The sequence below is a fragment of the Sphingomonas sp. GCM10030256 genome, from assembly GCF_042666415.1.
Classification (GTDB): Bacteria; Pseudomonadota; Alphaproteobacteria; order Sphingomonadales; family Sphingomonadaceae; genus Sphingomicrobium.
This window is the reverse complement of record NZ_JBHTDI010000001.1, coordinates 1553108-1575833: the sequence shown is the minus strand read 5'-3', so window position 1 is coordinate 1575833 and position 22726 is coordinate 1553108. Positions and strand designations below refer to the sequence as shown.

Genomic DNA, 22726 nt, shown 5'->3' with positions numbered 1-22726 from the left:
TTGCCGGCTGGTTGAAGCACACCTATCCGGATGACGAGGCTCACCAGGTGTCGCACGAGACGATCTATCGCAGCCTGTTCGTCCAGGCTCGCGGCGTGCTGAAGAAGGACCTTCAGGCGCATTTGCGCTCGGGCCGGGTGATCCGGCGATCGCGTCATGCCAGCGGCAAGAGCGATGCTCGCGGCAGCCTTGCCGACATGATCTCGATCCGCGAGCGTCCGGCCTCGGTCGATGATCGTGCGGTGCCAGGTCATTGGGAAGGCGACCTGCTGTGCGGAGCGTCAAACAGCTACATCGTGACGCTGGTCGAGCGGCACTCACGCTACGTGCTGCTGGCCAGGGTCCCGAACCGCGACAGCCAGTCGGTGATCACCGCGCTGATCGAGCAGGCGAGGCGGCTGCCGGACGAGCTGCTGAAATCGCTGACCTGGGATTGCGGCAAGGAGATGGCGCAGCACAAGCAGTTCACGCTGGCGACCGACACTGCGGTCTACTTCTGCGATCCGCAGAGCCCGTGGCAGCGCGGCTCGAACGAGAACACCAACGGCCTGCTGCGCCAATACTTCCCCAAGGGCACCAACCTCAGCGTTCACTCACAGGAGCTATGGTGACGATGAAGTTGGACGCCTCGGGAAGGGTGACACTCCCATCTGATGTGCTGCTACACCTTGGAGCAGACCCCGGCTCCAAGCTTGAGGTTGAGAAAACGCCTCAAGCAGCGTTGGTAATGAAGGTCAGCAGGAAGAAGGGCTAAGTCGGCGAGAGCAGTTCCGGCTCCTGACGAATGTCACCCGAAAGCGGGCAGTCCGCCTTCGGCCAATCTCGGTCGTCCGGGTAGCGGAGCGGCATTCGCTCGATTAGATTGGCACCATGTCAGTCCGGCAATTCGATCCTGAAGACCGCATTCGCGAGAAGCAGCTTGCTCGCGAGCAGGACGAGCGTGACCTTCTTGAAGGCCGGGTGAGTGCTGAGGAACTTCAGGAAAGAAACAGCTTCGTTCGTGGCTTGGACATTAAGAATGCCAAGCTGAAGATCCGCCATCACATGCGCTGAGCGCCGTCACTGGGATCGGAAACGCACCAGAAGCGTCTGCTTCTGCCTCCAATCCGCTGGAAGCCGCCGTTCTGCTGGCGGCCACTTGCGGACGCTCGGACTATTTACCCCGAACAGCTGGTTGTGGTGGAAAGCGGAACGGCTGCTTAGAGTACACAGAGGCTAATAACAGACGTTTGCCCGTATGGACCGTCGATCGGCTTAGAGTGTTGCGCGAGGTGCCACGGGCCGGATTATTCACGGCGAGCAGCTGTACGGGTAGCATTTGTCTGCCCCACCGAAGAGCAATAGCTGCGGCATCAGTCCAGCCAGCCCAACCTCGTCCGGGACGTTCGTTCATCATGCAGACGTCCTTGCCCGAACTCGGTGCAAGTTGCTCGGTTTCATTGGCGCTGAGATCTCCTATCAAGCCTCTATGACCCCGCAAGATCGCATTTCGGACCAGATGAAACTGCTGCGGCAGCGCTTTCGTGTGCGCTGCGCGGAGCGTGGGGCGGCCTTGTCTCAGGCTTGCGATGAGGGCGATCTGGAGGCCCTCCGGGGCTTGGCGCACGACATCACGGGAAGTGCTGGGCTGTTCGGTTTTCCCGCTTTGTCGCAGGAGGCTCAGCGGCTATCCGAGGCCTGTCGCCTCGGATCTGACGAGGCGACCTTCAGGCTGGCGCGGGAATTAAGCGCGTCACTGCTAGCGGTGGCGGCGGAAGGGGATTGATGGGGCGTATCTTAGTTGCGGAGGACGATCCCCTCACGCTGGAAGGGATCAAGCTGCTGCTCTCCGCCTCTACCCACCAGGTGATCGGCACAGTCAACAACGGCAGCCTCTTGCTTAAAGAGATGCCGGCGCTTCGCCCGGACCTGCTGCTGATCGACTTCGACATGCCCGAGCGCACGGGGCTGGACGTTCTCCGGACGCTCCGCGAGCGGGGCGACAAGCGCCCGGTGGTGCTGCTGACCGGCAGCATGTCGGACAAGAGGGTTTATGAAGCGCTCCAGCTGGGCCTCAATGGCTTGGTGGTCAAGGCTCAGGCGCCGCGCGACCTGATCACCTGCCTGGATGCAGTGTTCGCTGGGCGTCGCTGGATCGACCATGACGTGCTCCAGCGGGTGATGGATCTCAGCCTCAGCCCCGAAGGCGCGCAGGCCGACCCGCTGGCACCGCTCAGCAAGCGTGAGCGGGCGATCGTCGGCCTGTTGCTGCAAGGCCTGCGAAATAAGGAGATCGCGGGGGAGCTGGGGATCGGTGAGGGCACGGTGAAGGTCCACCTGCACAACATCTTCGAGAAGCTGGGGGTGACCAGCCGGATGGAATTGGCGCTGCTGGCAGCCCGAAATGGGGACTAATCCGGCCTCTGCTATACCAAGAGATATATCCCCGCCCTGCCGTTGGTGCATGACGATTTGAATTTCCGTTGAATACCGGAGGCGGCGGCTCCGGGGCAAAAGCCTGTTCACCAGATTACTGGGGTACAGGAGAATAAACGTGAACAAGTTCGCTTTTGCCGTTCTGATGACCGCTTCGGCCATTGCCGCCACGCCGGCCGCTGCCCAGCAGGTCACCGGCACCGTCAACGTCACCGGCACGGTCGCTGGCCGCTGCTCGGTCATCGAGTCGGGCCTGGAGAAGACCAGCTTCTCGGGCACCATCGACCTTGGCCGCCTTGACGCCGCCGACGGCACGCTGCGCTCGGAACTGACCAGCGCTACCAGCGCCAATCCGGCCGACGCCAAGAAGGTTACCGCCCGCGTTGTCTGCACCAGCAGCAACCCGACGATCGGCGTCAGCGCGACTAAGCTGGCGATTGCCGGCGCTGCGGATGCCGGCACCGGCTACGCCAACTCGATCGACTATGTCGCCGCCCTTCGGGTGAAGACTGCGTCGGCCACCAACCCGCTCGCGGAGGTGAAGTTTGACACGCAGAACAACAGCGCTGCGGTCACTGCCCAGCTCGGCTCGCGCATTGCCGGCGGCACTGCTGACAACGTCGAGGTGAACGTCTCGAACCTGCGAACCGCTGCTGGCAGCGTCCTCAACCAGGGCACGTACAACAGCGTGATCAGCCTCTCGATCACGCCGACACTCTAACCCCCGGGGGGTTGGACCGGGAAGGCACCCGTGCCTTCCCGGTCCAACCGTGTCTTTGTCCGCCGGAGCTTTGCCGCAATCGTGTTCCGTCTCCTTCTCCTCCTGCTGGCCGGACTGTCATGGACCGGCTCGGCCCAGGCGCAGAGCGCTCAGACCGCTTATGCGGGGGGAAGCCCGGTCGTGCTCACCATTCCGGTGACCGCGTCTGTCGGAGGGCGGTGCGGCTTCGTAGACGGCGCCCTGCCGTCGGGCAGCTTCAACAAGGACAACTTCGACCAGACCGGCTTCTCGGCCCAGTTCGACTTTTCGCTGAATTGCACTGGTCCCTCGCGCGTCGCGGTGAGTTCCTCGAACGGCGGCCTGATGACTGGTGCGGCAGCCCCGACCGGCTACCGCAACAAGGCCGATTATCAGGTGAGCCTCTTGCTGCTCGCCAACAACGGCACCAAGGCTGAGGCGACCTGCGCGGCTTCGACCCTGGCCAGCGGCGGGACCTGCGGCTTCGCCGGCAAGGCGAGCACGACCCAAGGGCTGCAACTGGCGTCGGCTGCGGTTAATCAGCCCGGATCCTATGTCCGAATCAGCGCGCCGGCGCAGAGCACCAGTTCGTCGGTGCTGGTCGCTGGCAGCTATTCGGATGTCCTGACGATCACCGTGAGTCCGGCGCTCTAGCCTCACGCGATCAACGGAGTGTAACGCGTGCATAAACTACTGAAACGTTTCCATGGCGGGCTCATGATGATCCTGGCCCTTCTGATGCCGGCGGTCGCAACGGCCATGACGGTGCAGCCCGTGGTGTTGAACCTTTCGCCCGGCGGCCGGAACATAACCCAGGTTCTGACGGTAACGAACACCTTCACCTATCCGCTGGCGGTGGAGCTTCGGGTTGAAGAGCTGACGGCTGAAGCCTCGGGCGTGCGCTCGACGGGCAAGGACCCGGGCGACCTCGTCGTCTTCCCGCCGACCGCCCTGATCCAGCCGGGCCAGACCCAGACGTTCCGCGTGCAGTACGTCGGCAATCCGGCACTGGCGCGAAGCAAGCACTATTACGTCAACGTGGCGCAGCTGCCCGTCAAGCAGCAGCAGGGCCAGTCGGCAGTGCAGGTGCTTTACAACTTCCAGGTGCTGGCGAGCGTCAGTCCGACCGGGGCTAAGCCGGCGATCAAGGTCGATTCGGCCGCGTTCGAGCGCACCGGTGACGGCAAGTTCGTCCCCGCGATCACATTCAGCAATGCCTCGACTGCGCACGGCTTTCTCGCCGGCGGCAAGATTCGGGTCGTGCAGAAGGATGCCGCCGGCAAGGAAATCTTCCGCCGCGAATTCACTGCTCCCGAAGTACAGCAGGCGATCGGCTATGGCCTGATGGGCGCGGGCCAGGTTCGGAAGGTGACGCTTCCCGTTGAGCTTCCCTCGAACGCCGGTCGTATCGAAGCCCAGTACACGCCCGCCGGCTGAGCATGCGAGCAGTCCGGCTCCTTCTCCTGGGTAGCGTCGCTACCCAGCTACTCCTGCCGCAGGCGGCGGGCGCAGCCGATGTCGCCACTGCGGCCGCGCCTGCTGCCGCAGTGGCGCAATTGGTGCTCCCGGCCGACCCGGGGGCCGGCGACATCAACCCCACCCAGGGCCCGGTGACCCTGACCGTGCCGCTGCGCGACGCCGGTCGCTATATCGGCGACGTGGTGGTCGACATTACGCCGGACGATCGGGTCAGTCTGTCCTCCGCCAGACTGTTCCAGCTGATTGGCGGAACCCTCGACCGCAAGCTCGTCGAGCAGCTCGGCGCCAAGCCGAGGCTCGGTCCCGACGATCTTGCTGAGGCCGGAATCAGGCTGCGTTACAATGCGCAGGATCTGGCACTGGACCTCGAACTGGCGGCAGATCGCCGAGCCGTCCGGGGGCTGCAGGTGGCGTTGCTGGACCAGGAAACGGTCGGCAACGTGATCGCGCCGGCGCGGGTCAGCGCCTATCTCAACGCCCGAGGCAATTTCGATTACCTCCACGGAGATGCCGGATTTGCGGCCCCGCTCATCGCACTCGATGGCGCGGCCCGTATCGCGGGCGTCGTAGCCGAAGGCGAGGGGCTGTGGCGTCCGGGCGGCGATGGCGTCGTTTTTACCCGGGTTGGTTCGCGGCTGGTCTACGATGACCGCGATCGGCTTATGCGGTGGACGCTCGGCGATCTGCAGCCGATTGGCCGCGGCTTTCAGGCGTTGCCGGAGATCGCCGGCCTGTCCGTCTTCCGCTCTTATGGCGTGCTGGAGCCGCAGCGCATCGCCCGCCCACGCGGCGGTCGTGCCTTCACCCTGTCGCGACCGTCGACAGTGGACGTCCAGGTCAATGGCCAACTGGTTCGGCGCCTGCAGCTCGAGCCGGGCAATTACGACCTGCGCGACTTTCCTTTCACGCAGGGGGCGAACGATGTCCGGCTGACTATCCGCGACGACGGAGGGCGGACCCAGGCGCTCAGCTTCAACGTCTTTCTCGACCAGACCCAGCTCGGCAGCGGGCTTACTGAGTTCGGCGCCTATGCCGGCGTGCTTGCTCCGAGTGGCTTCCGCGGTCCCGAATATAGCAGGAGCCTCGCCGCAAGCGGCTTCCTTCGGCATGGATTCAGCGATCGCCTGACGGCCGGCCTCAACCTGCAGGGCGACGGGCGTGCGCAGATGGGAGGGGTCGAAGCCATCTGGTCCTCGCCCCTCGGCACCTTCGGGAGCACGCTGTCGCTGTCAAACGTGCGCGAGTTGGGCCTAGGGAGCGCCGTTCTCGTCACCTTTCAGCGCCAATTTCAGCGCGAAGGGGGCGGTGCGGATTCCCTGAACCTGTTCGCCGAGCGCCGGAGCAGGAATTTTGGCGTGCTCGGTACGCTAAGCCCGCTGAACCCTTTCGCTTGGGAAGTCGGCGGAGGCTATTCCCGGACGCTTGGGCGAAGCATCTTTGCCGGTCTCGACGGGCGCTACTCACGCGGTCGTGACGATCAGCCGACCATCTACAATGCGCGCGGCACGATTGGTTACCGGCTGAGCAGCGACGTCAGCCTTGCGGGCGAGATCCGATACGAGAAGGACAATGTCGAGCGGCGGGTCTCCGGCCTGCTTACCGCGACCATGCGCCTCGGGCGCAGCTCGAACCTGCGCGCTGATTACGACACCCGCTTCAACCGAGCACGCCTCTCATACTCCAGCTTTCAGGGCTACGGCGTAGGCTCTTACAACCTCAGCGCTGACCTTGACCGGAGCGACTCCGGCTCGGGAGCCAATATCAACGCCGGCTATCTAGCGAACAGGGCCGAGTTCGGCTTCAGCCATTACGGCAGCTTCGACAATCTGTTCGGCAGCTCGGTCTCCCAGCGCACCTCGCTTCGGGTCGGCGGATCACTGGCTTTTGCCGATGGCAGCGTGTCGATCGGCCGGCCGGTTAGCGATAGCTTTGCGCTTGTTGCAGGACATGGATCGCTGAAGGGCGCTTCGGTCGAGGTCGATCGCTCCCCCTTCGGCTATGTTGCGGAGACCGGCGCGCTCGGTACGGCGGTTGCACCGTCGCTGGCATCTTACATCGACCGAACGGTCGTGGTGGACGCGCCTGACGCGCCCGTCACCGTTGATCTTGGCCAGGGAAGCTTCCGCCTCCGACCGGCCTATAGAAGCGGCTACAAGCTTATCGTTGGGTCGGCCAACAACGTCACCGCCGTGGGCCGCTTGTTGGATGCGGGCGGGCAACCTCTCTCTCTAATCAGCGGTAGCGCGATTCCTGTTGACCAGCCGCAAGCCGAGCCGACTGCCTTGTTCACCAATCGCGAAGGCCGCTTCGGCGCGAGCGGGCTGGCACCAGGTCGCTGGCGGATCACCATGAACGACGACGCAGGCTCCACCTTCGTCATCGACATCGGCCGGAATGCAGAGGGCGTTCTTAGCCTGGGCGAGTTGAAGCCGTCGGGAACGGCTGGAAAGCAGGATAACTGATGAAGTCGCACTGGTTCGTCGCGCTGCTGGCGCTGCTCCTGGGGTTCTGCGCCACGCCGGCGCTCGCGCAGAATTGCGGGGTCACCGGCTCGGCCCAGGCATCCTCGTCGATCACCTACGATCCATTCGGCCCGAATGGGCTTCAGCAGGTGACCATCCCGCTAGTGCTGACCCGCTATGCCGTTGGCGGCGCGAAAACCCAGACGGTTAACTTCGTCCTGACCAAGGCCGCCGGCACCCCCAATTACCAGGTGCTCTATAACGGGGTGAGCGTCCTCTACACTGAAGGTCAGACTGGCAATCGGCCGTCCATCGGCTCGCAGAGCTCAGGCGAAATCTCTTACAATTTCGGCGGCGCTTCGGCCCCGGACCAGTCGACGCCCTTTAACCTGGTGATGACCGTCCCGGCGGGGCTTGATCTGTCGGCGGGCCAGCCGATCCGCTTCGACATCTCTTACGTCTGCAACGGCACGGGGGGCATGAAGGACGTCAGCGTTCCGACCAAGCTCGTTAATGCCATTCAGATCAACGTCAATGTGCTCTCGGCGCTGCAGGCGAGCTATGTCGGCCCGGCGCTCGATTTCGGCGAAGTCGGGACTAAGACCGATGCGCAGGCACCGACCGATCCAGGACCCCGGACCGGTTACCTTCGCGTCGCCAGCTCGGGCCCCTATTCGGTCGAGATGCGCTCCGAAAAGGGCTACAGGCTCTCCTATCCCGGTGGCAATCCGACCGTTGCCAATCAGTCGATCGCCTACCAGGCGAACCTGCTGGGGCAGACCAGGAGCCCGGCCGACACCAGCAGCATCCGCCAGGTCTGTACCCGTGCCGGTCTGGCCAGCAGCAGTTCGGGACAGGGCGTGCGTATTCCGCTCACGGTAAACCTGCAGCAAGGCGGGCAGGGAAAGCTTCCCGCGCCCGTTTACCAGGACAATCTGGTGGTCACGATCACGCCGCTGCTCGACCCGCAGGCCGGCGCCAGCTGCGGCGCTCCCTAGAATAGCGGACTGACCAAGACGACCGGCGGGCGGCCCGAACGTGCCGGCACGACGCGTCTGACGACAGCGATGTTGCAGGTGGCGGTCGCGGTCGTGACCCTGCAACTGGCCGGAACGAAGCCGTGCACATTGATCGTGGCCGCGGCGCCCGACGTTCGAGGAAGCACCGGTGCGGCGCTAATCGCCAGCGCCAGGACGATCGTGGATGCGCTCATTACAGCTCCTTCTCGTCTCCGGCCTAGCTTGGAAGCGTAAAGCACTCGTATATGCCGCAGGCGATCTGACGGTGAACGGTTCACCCGGATGTTCGTTCGACGAGGCGAGAATGCTTACCACTTCCGCAGACATGGAGCAGCGCCGGCAGGAGGCGATCGCGGCTTATCAGCTGTCCAGCGGGGGCAGGGATTCCGAGTTCGACGCGGTGACGGAGCTTGCGGCCGAGCTGTTCGACATGCCGATCGCCCTCGTCACGGTCTTGTCGAGCGAGCGCCAGCTGTTCCGCGGGTCGTGCGGCCTCGACGTCGACGGCACCGCACGCGACGTCGCTTTCTGCAATCGCACGGTCGAGCAGAACGACGTGTTCGTGGTGGAGGATGCGACGCAGGACGATCGCTTCGCCGACAATCCGCTGGTCACCGGACCGCCGCACATCCGCTTCTACGCGGGCGCGCCGATAGTGGTGGATGGCGGGATCGCCGTCGGCTCCTTGTGCCTAATCGACCGCAAGCCTCGCCAGCTTGGCGAGCGCGACGCGACGCGGCTAATAATGCTCGCCCGCACGGTGTCGGACATGATCGAGCTTCGCATCGGCAGCCGTGTCGCGGAGGAGCGCAAACAGTCGCTGCAGCGGCAGTCCGAACTGCTGAGGGCGACCATCGACCATGTCCAGCAGGGAATCGGCGTGTTCGATGCTGACCTTCGACTCGTGCTCTGGAATGGCCTGCTCATCGACCTGCTGCGGCTTCCCCCCGAGTTGATCAGCGAAGGCCGCACCGCCGAGGAGCTGCTCCTGGCGGCGGCCCGGGAAGGGGCGTTCGGACCTGGCAAACCCGAGGCAATCGTCGCTCCCCTCCTTCAGTCGGTCCGGACCACGCCAAGCCGGCGCATGGACCTCAACATGCCGGACGGCCGGATCCTCGATGCCTGGCGCTCCGCCATTTCGGACGGACGGTCGATCCTCACCATCCAGGACGTCACCGAGCAGCGCCGGGCTGCGAGGATGAAGGACGAATTCGTCTCCACTGTAAGCCACGAGTTGCGCACCCCGCTGACCGCCATTCGCGGCTCGCTGGCGATCCTCGCACGCGGCGCGGAGGAGCGGCTCGATGCACGCGGCGCGCAAATGCTGGCCATGGCCGGCAAGAATGCGGAACGCCTGACCAATCTCATCAACGACATTTTGGACATCGAGAAGCTCGGCTCGGGCGTGCTCACCATGAGCGAGGATCGCTTGGACCTGGCGCAGGTACTGCGCGAGGTCACCGAGCAGAACCGCCCCTTCGCCGCCGCACATGGCGTGGAATTGGCGCTCGACATCTCCGACGAGCCCCTTGCCGCGACAGGCGATGCCGGCCGGCTTCACCAAGCCTTGACGAACCTTGTGTCCAACGCCTGCAAATATTCGCCGGACGGCGGCAAGGTGACGATCCGCGGTCAGCGAGAGGCTGATCAGGCTTTACTGACGGTCAAAGACCGAGGGCCCGGCATCCCGATCGATTTCCGACCGCACATCTTCGGGCGCTTTGCGCAGGCGGGGCCTGACCACCAACAAGGTCGTGCCGGGAGCGGCCTCGGGCTGACGATCAGCAAGGCTATCGTCGAGCGGCACCGGGGCGACATCGGGTTCGACAGTGAGGTGGGGCAAGGAAGCTGTTTCTGGATTCGCCTGCCATTGGCAAGGGAGGAAGCGTGAGTGAGTTGCGTAAGATCGTGCTGGTCGAGGACGATCCTGACATCGCCATCCTGGCGGAAATTGCGTTGAAGGAGATCGGTGGGCTCGAGTTGGTTCACTTCCCTTCGGGGGAAGAGGCGCTCGGCGGGGTGATCGAGGCTGATCCAGACCTCATTATTCTTGATTATCGCATGCCCGGCATGAACGGGGCACAGGTGCTCAGTCATCTCAAGGCCGACCAGCGGACCCGCGATTGGCCCGTGCTGTTCATGACAGCCAGCTTGATGCCAAAGCATATCGAAGGCTTGCTGGAGCTTGGGGCACTGGCCGTGCTGCCAAAACCCTTCGACCCGCTGACCTTGGCTGACGAAGTGCGCCGACACTGGGCCGCCCGATAGCACACTATCACTTTTCGACGGAAGATTGTGCGACTGCTTCAGCCGCTTCTCTGCCGGACCTGGAACGTCCGCTAACGGCCACTTGCGGACGCTCGGACTATTCTACCCCGAACAGCTGGTTGTGGTGGTTAGCGGACCGGCCGCTTTCGGGTGAGTGGGGGCGAAAGGCCGACGCTCGTTCATGCAAGCGGAATGTTGGCTCAGCGCCCACCACGGACACTCGGGTGCATCTCGCGCCGGCACCCGGAAGCGGACGCTCGTTGGCTAAGTGGCTCATGTCCGGAATCGACCAATCCCGACATAACAAGGCGGCTGCTAAGTGCCCGTCGAGACCTCCACAAGCGAACCTTTTTGGCAGCTTGTGTTGATCGTCATGGCGCTGGGCAAGGGTCGGAGCCTGCGGAAGTTATGTTGCTCTCGATAGTCCAGAATTGGACCGTTACGTGCGCGCATCGATTCTACTAATCGGCGGTGGTTGGCCTGCCTTCCAAGAGCCGTTCGAAGGCTTGGTGCCACGTCGACGATGGTTTAAATTGCCGAGCGAGGCTCTCTCGGAGTCTCGGTGGCGGGTGGAGAAGACCCGTTGTACGTCGACTGCAATCGATGCCCTCTTCGGCAGACCGCCCAGTTCCGGCCACTGGAAGGGCAAGAACTCGAATTCGTCCGCTCCGTTAAGCGCGATCAGATCGACTTTCCGGCGCGAAGCGAAATCATCACAGCGGGGGAGCCGGGGCAGCTTTACACGCTCTATTCCGGATGGGCATTCCGCTACATGATGCTCGACGGAACTGCCCGGCAGATCCTCGACGTCATGTTGCCTGGCGATCTCATCGGCCTGCAATCTCCGCTGACCGGACAGATTCGTCACTCTGTCAGGGCCATTACCTCCGTGTCTCTATGCGTCCTTGATGGACATCAGTTCAAATCTTTGTTCGAGGACCTCCCAGATCTCGCGGAAGCCCTCATGGCCACGCTTCTGTACGAGGAGCATCGAGCGGACCGGCGCTTGCTGATGCTTGGACGGCTCCGCTCGACGCAGAGGCTGGCATACCTGCTCTTGGAGATCGAGGACCGGCTCAGCAGGCGCGGCTATCTGGAGGACGACAGCTTCGAGCTGCCGCTCAGCTATGAACTCATGGCGGATATGATCGGTGTATCTCGGGCTCAGCTAGGCGCGAGTTTGCTCGACATTAAGCATCGGGGCTGGGCCGAACTCGACCAACGTCGCTTGGTCATCCGTGATCGAGCGGCAATGGCGAGCGCCTGCCGTTACTCGGCGCTACCTGACGTGCGCTGCCGCGCTCTCATCTAAGATCAAATCATCAGGAGCAAGTTCTTGCCAGGTTCCTCTAACGAAGCGACGCGCGACTTGTCGTCCAATCCCTCGCCACGTGCCGCGGGTCACATCTCGTTTCAGCAACTTGCCGATGCCATGCCGCAAATGGTCTGGTCGACGCTGCCGGACGGTCATCACGACTACTACAATGCACAATGGTACAGTTACACGGGCGTCCCTGAAGGCTCGACCGATGGTGAAGGCTGGAACGGCATGTTCCATCCAGACGACCAGGAGAGAGCCTGGAAGCGGTGGAGACACAGTCTTGCCACCGGCGAGCTCTACGAGATCGAATACCGCCTTCGACACCACAGCGGGGAGTATCGCTGGACCCTGGGGCGGGCATTGCCGATCCGCAACGAGGCAGGGGCTATTGTTCGATGGGTTGGGACTTGCACCAACATCGATGAGCAGAAACGCATTGCGGAGCACAACAGTGTTCTAAGCCGCGAGCTAAGCCACCGTATCAAGAATATCTTCGCCGTCGTGAATGCTCTTATCAGCCTCTCGGCTCGCGAATTCGCAGAGGCGCGGACCTTCTCACAGAAACTGCGAGCCCGCATCGCTGCCTTAGGTCGCGCCCACGACTATGTCCGTCCTCACAGCGAGGACAGCGCGCCCCAGGAGGGGCCTTCGACCCTCCACTCCTTGCTTGCGAAAGTCCTGAGCCCCTATCCGGCCCTTGAGGAAGGACGTCTTACGATCGAGGGCGTCGATCAGATCGTGGACGACAGAAGCGCGACACCCATCGGCATGGTCTTTCATGAGCTCGCGACCAACGCATCGAAGTACGGCGCCCTTTCTGTCCCGGAGGGGCGCGTGCAGATCACCTCTAGTGAGATCAGCAAACATCTTGTCCTGACTTGGAAGGAAGAGGATGGCCCGCCCATTGTCAGGTCGCCCGTTCTCTCGGGCTTCGGCAGCCGCTTGACCGAAATCAGCGTCATCCAGCAGCTCAATGGCAAGCTGGAGCGGGACTGGGCTCCCTCCGGGTTACAGGTCAGGATTGAATTTCCGCTTTCCTCGATCCATCGCTCCTGAATAATCCTGAGGAGCGGAACTCATTCCACGGTGCGGAATTCGTTCACCATGACGGCTTCGATTCTGATCGTCGAGGACGAGACATTCGTCGCACTCGACATGGAACTCATTCTGGAGGCACGCGGCTACCGTGTGATCGGCATTGCCGCTGACTTAGTCGGCGCAAGGGCCTTCGCCCACGAGCAGATCGATCTCGCTCTCGTCGACCTGAACCTTCGCGACGGTCTCACGGGCCCCCAGATCGGTGAATGGCTTGCAAAAGAGCAGAATGCCAGCGTGCTATTTCTAACCGCCAATCCAAAGCTGCTGGGCACCGGCGTCGCCGGAACTATCGGGGTGCTCACCAAGCCGACTGATGAGTCCGCCTTAACTGCGGCTGTGGAGTTCGCCCTGCGGCGCCGTCAGGGACAGGCGACGAGTGCACCGCCTTCGTTGCGCTGCTTCGGATAATGACTTGGGTGCTCGAGCCTCGCCGAGGTGGGGCGCTCCCGTTTACCTTAGCTTGGTCCTGATCGGCTTTCCGGTAGCCGTAAGAACGGCTCGGTCGGCGCCAGTCAAACCTGCTTTAAGACGTATCTAAATCGAAATCCGAAACATCTGCTTCCGGCCAGGTGCGGACGCACGGGGCGGGAAGTGGTGGGCCGGCGCACCAGCCCACCACAAGCTCAAATTTCTGTCGCCTCTGCCAGCGCTAAGGCGTCTTCCACTTCGACACCGAAGTATCGGACAGCCGTTTCGATCTTGGTGTGACCGAGCAAGATCTGCACTGCGCGCAGATTGCCTGTCTGCTTGTAAATGAGCGCTGCCTTCGTCCGGCGCAGCGAGTGGGTACCATAGTCCTCTCGACGCAGTAACACCGGCTTTCTCTTCTCTGCTCGCCTGTAAGCCACCAGTCTGTTTCCGGCCACCAGCCGCCTTTCGGCTGAGCGCCCATCTACGCGCATGTTCTAAAGGATCGCCGGCCCAGGCGACACGGCTCAGACGCAGCACTGCGACCTTCATGATCTGGTTAGATCTAAACATAGTTGCGGGAGTGCCAACGGGTTTGAACCCAATTCCGCACAGCCCTAAACCGCGCCTTGTTTTCCGTAGGTAGCCGGGCCGCGGGCATTCAGCGCACGAATGGGTCAGCGATGATCGCCTGCCCAGACCCGACGCAAGCTTGAGTTACGCGACCTTGGCGAGGGTCACAGTATCGGCGCGCTCGGGAAGATCGACTGTGATGATGTGGACGCCATCTTCGCGGACGACATGAAGATGCGGCGCATCGAGGCTGGCCGGGCGAACAGGTGCGCCCTCCCCTACCTGCTGCCGAGCGAAATCAGCTGCGGCGGCATCGCTCGGTAGCTCGCATGGGCTCAGCGGTCGATAGTTGCCATCTTCCCAGACGTAGAAGTGATAGCGTGCCGGTTTTGACGGCCGGCGCCGACTAAACGCACTCAACATCACAAACTCCCCCCGGCTGAGAGACTACTCAGCGGTGCTCATTCTCATGATCTGCAGTGAAGTGGCGAACCGGACGGAGTGCCCCGTCCGATTCGGCCTACCTTGGGCTCGCGTTGCTCTTGCCGCCTGATGCGACCGCCGCGACCACGGCACCACCAAGCCCGATCGCGCCCAGCACAGGCACAGCCGGGTTCGTGCCAAAAAGGCCCTTGCCTTTCGGCTTGACGGTAGCCCGCTTCGCGGGAGCCGGCTGGGCTGCAGTCGTCGAGCTCGCAGGCACTGTGGACGTTTGCGACACCGATGCTGCAGTCGCAGCCGTCGCATCGCTTGGCTGAGTACCACTGGCGGAGGCCGGAGCAGCGACGAGAGCGCACGCAACAAGCGCAGACCCAATTACGCGGGACGACTTCGACATCAACTGTTCCTTGGAATACGGACTCGACAGGCGGGGCTATAACTGCAACGCAGGTTAACATTCAAGTCGCGTTATCACTTTAAAAAAAGCCCTTTCTTTCTGTGCCTTCCTTGCAACGCTCGCCTCAGCCTGGCCCCTCCGGCTTGCCTCGGCCACTACTCCTGCTCACCATTGGCGTCCTGCTGATTGCCCTTTTACTGGGCGGAGCCGGCGATCGCTTCCCGCTGGCTGGTGCAATTGCGGTGACCTCATCGCTGCTGCTGCTCAGTGGGCTCGCTGTTAAGCGCACTGCCCTACCTTGGCGCCTGGTCTTTCTTCCGCTTCTGCTCCCTGCCCTTCACCTGCTGCCCTTGCCCCCAGCCGTGTGGATGAGCTTTCCTGGAAGGGAGCCTGCAGTCGAGATTCTCCGTCTTGCAGACCTGCCGCTTGGATGGCGGCCCCTCTCACTTGATCCCGGTGCGACGTGGAGAGCTTTGCTGGAGCTACTCCCAGCTGTTGCCTTGTTCGCCGCCACAGCCGCGGCGTCTTCACGACAGCGCGGGCAGTTGGCTCTGGCTGTCATTCTTTTCGCAGCCGCTTCAGTTTTGCTCGAAGCTGCACAGCTCATCGGTGTTGGTTGGCAAGCCGATCCGGCTCATCGGCTTTGGGGCACAGGGTTCTTCAGCAATCGCAACCACCAGGCCGCTTTCCTCGCTCTTGCTGTTGTCCTCGTAGCGTTCGCAGGCCCCGCGCGTTCAAAACATAGCAGCTCCGCCCGGGCGGGCATGAACCTTAGCAGCCCAGCCCGAGCAGCGCTGATAATCCTCTTCTCGGCGGGTGTGCTTGGCACAGGCTCGAGAGCGGGATTAGTCCTGTTGGCACTAGCACTCGCCTCCAGCGTACTAGCCTTTGCTGGGTGGCGACGCCGAACCTTGGTGACCGGCCTAGCGGGATTGCTTGCCCTCGTTTCAATCCTGCTTCTTTCTTCAGCAGGACAGAAGGTGATTGCTCGTTTCGCAACAGCAGAAACGGACCTGCGCTTCACCTTCTGGAGCGATGCTCTCGGAGCGCTGCTAGAATATTGGCCAGTTGGAAGCGGGCTTGGCACGTTCCCAACTGTTCTGCCGCGGTTTGAGCCACTGGACCATGTGACCACGGCTTTCCCAAACAACGCTCACAACGACTGGCTCGAGCTGGTCATGGAGGCTGGGGTACTTGGAGCGATCGCGCTTACCGCGGTCCTCGTTCTCTTGTGTCGGTCAGCATGGCAGCTGTGGCGGGGCCGAGGTGACGCGCTTCAAACAGCCGCTTTTCTGGGTCTGGGGCTACTCCTTGTTCATAGCGTTGTTGACTATCCGCTCCGGATGACGGCGCTGTCCGCGCTCGCAGGTCTTCTCGCTGGCTTACTGACTGGACATAGCGAGATTGCGCCATTCCCCGCCTCAGAGTGCGCCTTCGAGCCAAAGCGCGCGCCAAACGGCCTTGTTGCACCAAGGCGCGCGTCGATTGGGGTCTACGCGGTTCTTCCTGCCTCATTGCTACTGCTCGCGACGGCTTGGTCGTTCTATCTCACTGATCAGGCTGCCAGCTCAGCCAAGCCATCGGCCGCCGCGCCTCTATCGCTGCCGTGGGTCGCAGATGGGAGAGCGGCAGAACAGAAAGCTCTGGCTGCGCTCAGGGAGGGTGACGCATCAAGGCTTGAGGCAAGCGCCCGCGAGGCCATCGACCAGGCGCCCAATCGGCCACTTCCCCCTGCCCTCCTCGCCTTGGCCTTCCGAGCCGACGACCAGGCTGCCGTGAACCTGATGGGTTGGGCTGGATCTGCCGGATGGCGTGAGCCAGTGACAAACCTCTGGCTCGTCGATTATGGCCTGAGAACCGGGAACCTGCAGCTTGCAGTGCTGCGAAGCGATGCGGCCCTGCGCCTCGGTACTGAGCGAGAGAAGGTCAGCGAGGTGCTACGACGCCTCGCAAAGGAGCCGCAGGCAAGAGCGCTCATCGTGGACCGGTTGGCCGTGGATCCTCCTTGGCGTGGGCACTTCCTTTCAGCAGGCTGGGGGACAGGCGAGGACCTTTCGCTGCTGACATCTCTTCAGGAGAAAGGTCAGCTCAAGCGTAGTGAGGCTGCCGCGGCCGTGAGAAGGTTGGGCGAAGCTGAGCGTTGGCGGGACGCCTGGCAGGCTGCGGTTGCACTAGGACTGCGGCCGAACGAGGCTAGCTTTGCTGCTCTTGAGGCACCTGACGACGAGAGAACCCCATTTGAATGGCGGGTCATCGATCTCCCGGGTACGACGGCAGAGCTCCAGGAGGATGGTACGCTAAGCTTGGAGGCGGATGCTGGCACAGCGGGCGCCGTGCTCACGCGGCGGCTTGCGCTTGCTCCAGGCCAATACGCTATCGATGTGGATGACCTCGGCCGAGAGAGCGAGTTTCTGCGTTGGACTGCACAGTGCACTGAAGGCCAGCAGGCAGATCTCGTGCCGGAGGGAACCTCTCAACTGAACGTGCCAGCGAACTGCTCCGTGATCAGTCTTGAGCTCCGCTGGACCGGCAGGCAGCTGAGCCGCTCAGATGTGAAGCTAAATGCCCCACGCATTCGGCGGATAAGTAGCTGACAAAACAGATTATCTCGGGACCTTCCGGGAATTTCCCGGATCAAGTTCAGCAACCCTTTGCGAGATAGCGCGCAACTCCACCCGGAAGAGCGGGCACTAGGGGATTCTATTCGATGTTGCGGTTGGTGATGGCGGCGGGCCTCTCGCTCATTCTGGGAGCGTGCGCGAGCGGTGAACGCATTTCGGCTGACGTTCCCCGGGGTGAAGCCGCATATGCCGCTCTTTCGGCAGCCGCTCCTCAAGAGCGGCGGGGCGGTGACTACCGCCTCGGCGCTTCGGACACCGTGGCCGTTACCGTATTCCAGGAACCCGAGCTATCGAGTTCGCCCCAACAGCCCTGGAAAGTTGACGCCGCTGGCAACCTGAACGTGCCGCTGATCGGCACTGTTCGGGCGGAGGGACTGACGGCAGGAGAACTCGCATCCGAGATCGCCACTCGCCTCAATGCGAGGTATCTTGTTGACCCGCAGGTGACCGTGACCCTCGTCGGATCGGTTTCGCAGAAGGTTACCGTGCAGGGCGAGGTTACAGAGCCCGGCGTCTACGATCTCAAGGGACCGACCACTCTCCTCGAGGCGCTAGCTCTTGCAAAGGGTGAGACGCGGGTTGCTGCCCTGAGGGAAGTTGTCCTCTTCCGCACGGTGAACGGGCAGCGCTTCGGCGGTGTGTTCGACGTGCGCGCGATCAGGGCGGGCAAAGCTGCCGATCCAGCCGTGCTCGGCAATGACGTTGTCGTTGTCGGTCTTTCGAACGCCAAGAACATCTGGCGGGACGTGTTGACCGCTGCGCCGATCCTCAACGTCCTTCGCCCAATCGCCTACTAACGGCAGCAGAGAGAATAATCGAAATGAACAAGGCCGACCGCGCCCTCTCTGCGGCGTCTGACGATCGCCTCATTGCTCTCTTAGCGGATCGCGTCAGCGAACGAGTTAAAGCCGACTATGAGGTCGTTGAGGAGCAGGACGGGATTGATCTCCGCGCGATCTGGTCCGCACTGTACCGCAACCGCTGGCTGATCCTCGCAGTCATTGGTCTGGCGCTTGCTGCCGGAGTAGCGAGCATTCTGCTGACCACACCCACCTACCGTGCGGCGACCACCGTCCAGATAGAGCAGCAATCCGCTAAGATCCTGGGGACCGAGGACCTTGAGCCGGTCCCAAGCGCCCAAGAAGCTGAGCGCTTCCTCCAAACGCAAGTGGATATCATCAAGAGCCGTGCTCTTGCGGACCAGGTTGTTGACGAGCTTCGTCTCGCTGGAAAGCCTGATTTCCTCGCTGCTCAGGGTGCTAAGCCGCTGAAGACAGGCAAAGACGGCGCAAAGGAAAAGCGGGAGCAGGCGCTTGCACTTCTCGAGGACAGCCTCACAGTAACCCTTCCCCGCAATAGCAGGGTCGTCTCCATAGCCGTTGAAAGCCGCGATCCGACACTCGCCGCAAGTGTCGCCAACGCATATGCGTCGAACTTCATCTCCTCCAACCTGCAGCGCCGCTTCGACACATCGAGTTACTCGCGCGAGTTTCTCCAGAAGCAACTGGCTCTCACCAAGGCGAAGCTGGAAGAATCTGAGCGCTCGCTCATCGCTTATTCTCGGAGCGCGGGCCTGATCGACGCGAGTGCCGGCGCCTCAGGCTCGGCAGCCGAAGTAGGACCGCGCAGCCTGACGACGGCAAACTTGGTGCAGCTGAACCAGTCTTTCGCGCAGGCGCGGTCGGCGCGGCTTGAGAAAGAGCAACGCTGGAACCAGGCTCAGGCAACTCCGCTGATGAGCCTCCCGGAAGTGCTCTCCAACCCAACTGTTCAGCAGTTGACGCAACGGCGAGCTGAGGCCGAAGCAACCTACAGCGAGGAGCTTAAGCGTCGTCGCGCGGAGCATCCGACTGTCGTACAGGCGAAGGCGAACATCGGTGAGCTAGACCGTCAGATCGCCACACTTGCGAACAGCATCCGCAACTCCATCCGTGAGCAATATCAAGTGGCGTTGCGCCAGGAGCAGGCGCTCGCCGGCAATGTGAGCCAGCTGAAGGGCGCAACGCTTGCCGAGCAGGATCGCGGGGTTCGCTACAACATCTTGAAGCGCGAGGTCGACACCAACCGCGAACTCTACGACGGGCTGCTGCAGCGCTACAAAGAAGTGGGCGCACAGGCGGGCGTTACGAACAATAACATCTCGATCGTCGACAAGGCCGAAGCGCCGAGTACGCCGGTCCGTCCCCGCCCAGCGATCAACATGGCGCTTGCTGGTCTCGCCGGCCTTGCGCTTGCCTTCCTGCTGGTTTTCGCCCGCGAGAAGTTCGACGATGCGGTTCGCGCGCCGGATGACGTCGAGGCCAAGCTCCACCTGCCACTCCTTGGCGTAGTGCCGCTGGTGAACAAGGGCGCGGATGTGCGGGCGCAACTTAGGGACCCGCGCTCGAGTGTCGCTGAGGCCCAGCAGAGCGTCCGCTCCTCCATTGAGTTGGCGAGCGCCGACGGCGTGCCCCCGACCCTGCTGCTCACCTCGAGCCGCCCGTCCGAAGGCAAGTCGACCACTGCTTTCGCCCTCGCCCGCGACTTCGCCGCGGCCGGTCAGCACGTGCTTCTGGTGGATGCGGACCTCCGCAAGCCGAGCGTCCACCGGATCCTCGGCCTCCCCAACAAGGCAGGGCTATCGAACGTGCTTGCGCGGCAGATGGGCCTTGAGCAGGTGATTCAGCCGACCGACCAGCCAGGTCTCATGTTCCTGTCTTCGGGCCCCCTCCCCCCAAGCCCCGCCCAACTCCTTGCCACGAACCTCCTCGGCGAGCTCTTCACGACGCTGCAGGCAAGGTTCGATGTCGTCATCATCGACGGGCCGCCAGTGCTCGGCCTAGCAGACGCTCCGAGGCTGGCCGCGGCGGCTCAGGGCGTGCTGTTCGTGATTGAGGCCAACGGCGCTCATCGCGGCGCTGCGAAGAGCGCCCTTGCTCGCCTCCGCGGCGGCGGCGCTAGGATGATTGGCGCCGTGCTGACGAAGTTCGACGCCCGCAAGATCGGGTATGGAGAATACGGGTACGGGTACTCGTATCGATACGGTTCGGGTGAGACCGCGCAACTTGGTCAGGGCTAAGCCTTGCGCATCCTGTTCATCGGACTGAACTACGCCCCTGAGGAAATCGGGATCGGTTTGTACTCGGCTGAGCTCTGCCAAGCGCTTGTAGAAGCCGGGCATGAGGTGCAGGCCGTTGTTGCACACCCCTATTATCCGCGCTGGGCAACCTTCCCTGGATACGGTGGAGGTTACCACGTAACGGTTGAGGGCGGCGTCCGCGTCATCCGGTGCCCGATCTATGTTCCTGCCCACCCGACCGGTCTCAAGCGCCTGGTCCATCACTTTTCCTTCGCCGCTTCTGCGCTCCTTCCAACACTCAGGGCTGCGTTCCGGTTTGGGCCAGATCTCGTCTTCACAGTCGCTCCTTCCCTTCTGTCGGCTCCGCTCGCATCGTTGGTCTCGCGTTTGACTAGAGCGCGCAGTTGGTTGCACATCCAGGATCTAGAGGTCGACGCTAGCATCGCAACGGGGCTGCTTCCGAAAGGAGGAGTGACGGAGCGTGCTGGAAGATGGGCCGAACGAAAGATCTATGGGGCCTTCGACCGCATCACGACAATCAGCCCCGAAATGGTCGCTCGCGTGCGAGAACGTGTTCGACGACCAGAGCGTATTGGCGAACTACGCAACTGGGCGGCGCTGGAGCGGATTACACCGAGCGAAAGCAGCGGATCGTCATACCGATCGGAATGGAACATCCGCACACCGCATGTGGCGCTTTACTCAGGAAACCTAGGCAACAAGCAAGGCTTGGAGGACGTAGTAGAGGCGGCAAGGCTCCTGCGTTGCCGTGCCGATTTGACGTTTGTAATCTGTGGTGAGGGACCCCTTCGCGATCGCCTAGAGATGCTTGCCGCGGATCTGCCTAATATCCGCTTTCAGAAGCTCCAGCCCACTGAGCGGTTGAACGAACTCCTTGGACTCGCCACAGTCCATCTGCTGCCGCAGAAGGCGGACGCCGCAGATCTAGTTCTTCCGTCCAAACTGACCAATATGCTCGCCTCCGGCAAAGCCGTTGTCGCCATGGCGGCGCCCGGAACCGGCCTAGCGAGGGAGGTGCAAGGTTGCGGTTTGGTTGTCGAACCTGAACTTCCTAACGCCTTTGCTGCGGCCATAGAGCGGCTGGTGAACGATACACAACTGCGGGAAGAAGCTGGCCGAGCGGCGCAAGAGAGGGCAGCGGCGCGCTGGTCTAAGGCGGCAATTCTCGCAAGCGCGTTGAGCCAGATCCAGCAAGGGCCGTTCAGGCTTAAGAGTGAACCCGCTTTTTGAGGAACTCTAGCAGCCGAGACGCTGCGTCTTCCATTCGGTAACGTCTTTCGAAGCACTGCCTAGCTTTATGGCGCATCTCATTCTTCTGATCAGCAGACATCGAGAGAAAGCGCTGAAGAAGCCGCCGAGATCCCTCGCGGGTGTCCGGCTCTGCATACCCGGCTTCGTCCTCTACGATCTCGCGCCAGATGTTGACTTTGTCACTGATAAGCACGGGTGTGCCGCAAGCTAGCGCCTCGGCAACGACGATACCGAAGTTTTCCTGGTGCGAAGTTAGCGTGAATGCCTCTGCGCTGCGGAAGGCTCCGTATTTGGCCTCTCCCTGGAGCATGCCCGGGAAGTGCACCCGATGTTGGATGCCGAGATTTCTCGCCTGTTCAGTCAAATTTGATACAAGCCCGACCTGATCTGGGCCTGCTATGACCAGATCCATCTCCCGATACTCGGCAGCTATAGAGGCGAAAGCATCGATCAGCAGATCGCATCCCTTTTTTTCATGAATGCGGCTCAGGAAGAGCAAATGCGGCCGACTGCCGAGTCGCGGTACCGCAGCACGAAATGCCGCAATTTGCCGCTCCGCGTCATTGGGCACATCGCTCGCGCCATAATTCACCACCTGGCCTTCTACCCTGTAAGGCCAGAATGCTTGATTAGCTTGCAGCCTTTCTTCCTCACACGTGAAAAGGACGTTCCGGGCGCCTGCGAGCAGCGGCCCCTCTGCGAGCCACCAAGAGACCTGCTTGCCTATATGCTTCAGCGGGTAAGTGCGGCGAAACCACGGATCAAGCATTCCGTGCGTAAACACAAAGTAAGGTTTGTCACCTCCAACCAGCTCGCATCGCGCGGCGCGATTTAGATAACGCCATAGGCCACTTACTAAAACAGCATCGTAATCGGTCTTGTGAGCGCGGAGCCACGCGCGAAACTGCTTGCTGTAGCGATAGCGATGCAGTGGACCGTGTCCTGGACGTGGTCCTAGACAGAACACCCTCCCCGGGAAATCAGGCAAGTAATCTGATCCAGGTGCATCAAGAGTAAGAAGGTCGTGCTCCACCCCCGCGGCAATCCACTCACGAGCAAAACTTTGAGCAGCTTCAATCGGGCCTCCAAACTTGGGGTCAGCGGTGAGGATTAGATGCAGAACTTTCATCGGGGCAACTTCTCACCAACGGTCGT

The 22726-nt window shown here is 62.2% G+C and carries 21 protein-coding genes and 1 pseudogene; 17 read left to right on the top strand and 5 right to left on the bottom strand.

Annotated elements, in window-relative coordinates:
* Window positions 1-599: pseudogene (locus ACFQPG_RS07785) on the top strand (IS30 family transposase); the annotation flags it as partial.
* A 274-nt stretch (window positions 600-873) separates the two neighbouring features.
* Here the strand turns inward: ACFQPG_RS07785 and ACFQPG_RS07780 are convergent.
* Complete coding sequence (locus ACFQPG_RS07780; RefSeq protein ID WP_380811639.1) at window positions 874-1041, bottom strand: hypothetical protein; 168 nt, start codon at window positions 1039-1041, stop codon at window positions 874-876.
* 427 nt (window positions 1042-1468) lie between these two features.
* On the opposite strand from ACFQPG_RS07780, the gene ACFQPG_RS07775 reads away from it, so the two are divergent.
* From ACFQPG_RS07775 to ACFQPG_RS07745, 7 genes are all read left to right on the top strand, one after another.
* Window positions 1469-1765 (top strand): Hpt domain-containing protein, encoded by a 297-nt coding sequence (locus ACFQPG_RS07775; RefSeq protein ID WP_380811637.1) that lies wholly within the window; start codon window positions 1469-1471, stop codon window positions 1763-1765.
* Window positions 1765-2394, top strand: a complete 630-nt coding sequence (locus tag ACFQPG_RS07770) for a response regulator (RefSeq protein WP_380811635.1) — start codon at window positions 1765-1767, stop codon at window positions 2392-2394. The genes ACFQPG_RS07775 and ACFQPG_RS07770 overlap by 1 nt, the downstream gene beginning before the upstream one ends.
* 139 nt (window positions 2395-2533) lie before the next feature.
* The gene (locus ACFQPG_RS07765) at window positions 2534-3136 is read left to right on the top strand and encodes a hypothetical protein (protein ID WP_380811633.1); all 603 of its coding nucleotides are present in this window, start codon (window positions 2534-2536) and stop codon (window positions 3134-3136) included.
* An 81-nt stretch (window positions 3137-3217) separates the two neighbouring features.
* Window positions 3218-3808 (top strand): hypothetical protein, encoded by a 591-nt coding sequence (locus tag ACFQPG_RS07760; RefSeq protein ID WP_380811631.1) that lies wholly within the window; start codon window positions 3218-3220, stop codon window positions 3806-3808.
* Between the two features lie 63 nt (window positions 3809-3871).
* Window positions 3872-4591, top strand: a complete 720-nt coding sequence (locus tag ACFQPG_RS07755; protein WP_380811629.1) for a molecular chaperone — start codon at window positions 3872-3874, stop codon at window positions 4589-4591.
* A 2-nt stretch (window positions 4592-4593) separates the two neighbouring features.
* A complete protein-coding gene (locus ACFQPG_RS07750) occupies window positions 4594-7095 on the top strand; it encodes a fimbrial biogenesis outer membrane usher protein (protein ID WP_380811627.1) in 2502 nt (833 codons plus the stop codon).
* Window positions 7095-8093 (top strand): hypothetical protein, encoded by a 999-nt coding sequence (locus ACFQPG_RS07745; RefSeq protein ID WP_380811625.1) that lies wholly within the window; start codon window positions 7095-7097, stop codon window positions 8091-8093. Before ACFQPG_RS07750 ends, ACFQPG_RS07745 begins: the two co-directional genes overlap by 1 nt.
* On the opposite strand, the gene ACFQPG_RS07740 is transcribed toward ACFQPG_RS07745, so the two are convergent.
* Window positions 8090-8308 carry a hypothetical protein gene (locus ACFQPG_RS07740; RefSeq protein WP_380811623.1) on the bottom strand — a complete coding sequence of 73 codons (219 nt, stop codon included), beginning with the start codon at window positions 8306-8308 and terminating at the stop codon, window positions 8090-8092. The genes ACFQPG_RS07745 and ACFQPG_RS07740 overlap by 4 nt on opposite strands.
* A 110-nt stretch (window positions 8309-8418) precedes the next feature.
* Between ACFQPG_RS07740 and ACFQPG_RS07735 the strand changes: the two genes are divergently transcribed.
* The 5 genes from ACFQPG_RS07735 to ACFQPG_RS07715 all read left to right on the top strand — a co-directional run bounded on the left by ACFQPG_RS07735 (window position 8419) and on the right by ACFQPG_RS07715 (window position 13209).
* The gene (locus ACFQPG_RS07735) at window positions 8419-10005 is read left to right on the top strand and encodes an ATP-binding protein (protein ID WP_380811621.1); all 1587 of its coding nucleotides are present in this window, start codon (window positions 8419-8421) and stop codon (window positions 10003-10005) included.
* Window positions 10006-10022: 17 nt separating this feature from the next.
* Window positions 10023-10382: a response regulator gene (locus ACFQPG_RS07730; protein ID WP_380811619.1), complete on the top strand. Its 360-nt coding sequence runs from the start codon at window positions 10023-10025 to the stop codon at window positions 10380-10382.
* A 583-nt stretch (window positions 10383-10965) separates the two neighbouring features.
* Window positions 10966-11694 (top strand): Crp/Fnr family transcriptional regulator, encoded by a 729-nt coding sequence (locus ACFQPG_RS07725; RefSeq protein WP_380811617.1) that lies wholly within the window; start codon window positions 10966-10968, stop codon window positions 11692-11694.
* A 57-nt stretch (window positions 11695-11751) separates the two neighbouring features.
* Window positions 11752-12759, top strand: coding sequence for a sensor histidine kinase (locus tag ACFQPG_RS07720; RefSeq protein WP_380811615.1), 1008 nt, complete (start codon window positions 11752-11754; stop codon window positions 12757-12759).
* A gap of 48 nt (window positions 12760-12807) precedes the next feature.
* Window positions 12808-13209 (top strand): response regulator, encoded by a 402-nt coding sequence (locus ACFQPG_RS07715; protein ID WP_380811613.1) that lies wholly within the window; start codon window positions 12808-12810, stop codon window positions 13207-13209.
* Window positions 13210-13424: 215 nt separating this feature from the next.
* Here ACFQPG_RS07715 and ACFQPG_RS07710 read toward each other — a convergent pair whose 3' ends face one another.
* Both ACFQPG_RS07710 and ACFQPG_RS07705 read right to left on the bottom strand, forming a co-directional pair.
* Window positions 13425-13703, bottom strand: a complete 279-nt coding sequence (locus tag ACFQPG_RS07710) for a tyrosine-type recombinase/integrase (RefSeq protein WP_380811611.1) — start codon at window positions 13701-13703, stop codon at window positions 13425-13427.
* 223 nt (window positions 13704-13926) lie between these two features.
* Window positions 13927-14205 (bottom strand): hypothetical protein, encoded by a 279-nt coding sequence (locus ACFQPG_RS07705; RefSeq protein WP_380811609.1) that lies wholly within the window; start codon window positions 14203-14205, stop codon window positions 13927-13929.
* A 783-nt stretch (window positions 14206-14988) separates the two neighbouring features.
* Here ACFQPG_RS07705 and ACFQPG_RS07700 point away from each other — a divergent pair.
* The 4 genes from ACFQPG_RS07700 (at window position 14989) to ACFQPG_RS07685 (ending at window position 21550) form a co-directional block, all read left to right on the top strand.
* Window positions 14989-17214 (top strand): O-antigen ligase family protein, encoded by a 2226-nt coding sequence (locus ACFQPG_RS07700; protein WP_380811607.1) that lies wholly within the window; start codon window positions 14989-14991, stop codon window positions 17212-17214.
* 113 nt (window positions 17215-17327) lie between these two features.
* Complete coding sequence (locus ACFQPG_RS07695) at window positions 17328-18038, top strand: polysaccharide biosynthesis/export family protein (RefSeq protein ID WP_380811605.1); 711 nt, start codon at window positions 17328-17330, stop codon at window positions 18036-18038.
* 23 nt (window positions 18039-18061) lie between these two features.
* Window positions 18062-20299: a GumC family protein gene (locus tag ACFQPG_RS07690; RefSeq protein WP_380811603.1), complete on the top strand. Its 2238-nt coding sequence runs from the start codon at window positions 18062-18064 to the stop codon at window positions 20297-20299.
* A gap of 3 nt (window positions 20300-20302) precedes the next feature.
* The gene (locus ACFQPG_RS07685; protein ID WP_380811601.1) at window positions 20303-21550 is read left to right on the top strand and encodes a WcaI family glycosyltransferase; all 1248 of its coding nucleotides are present in this window, start codon (window positions 20303-20305) and stop codon (window positions 21548-21550) included.
* Here the strand turns inward: ACFQPG_RS07685 and ACFQPG_RS07680 are convergent.
* Complete coding sequence (locus tag ACFQPG_RS07680) at window positions 21528-22700, bottom strand: glycosyltransferase (RefSeq protein ID WP_380811599.1); 1173 nt, start codon at window positions 22698-22700, stop codon at window positions 21528-21530. The two genes, ACFQPG_RS07685 and ACFQPG_RS07680, sit on opposite strands and share 23 nt — an antisense overlap.
* Window positions 22701-22726: the final 26 nt, after the last annotated feature.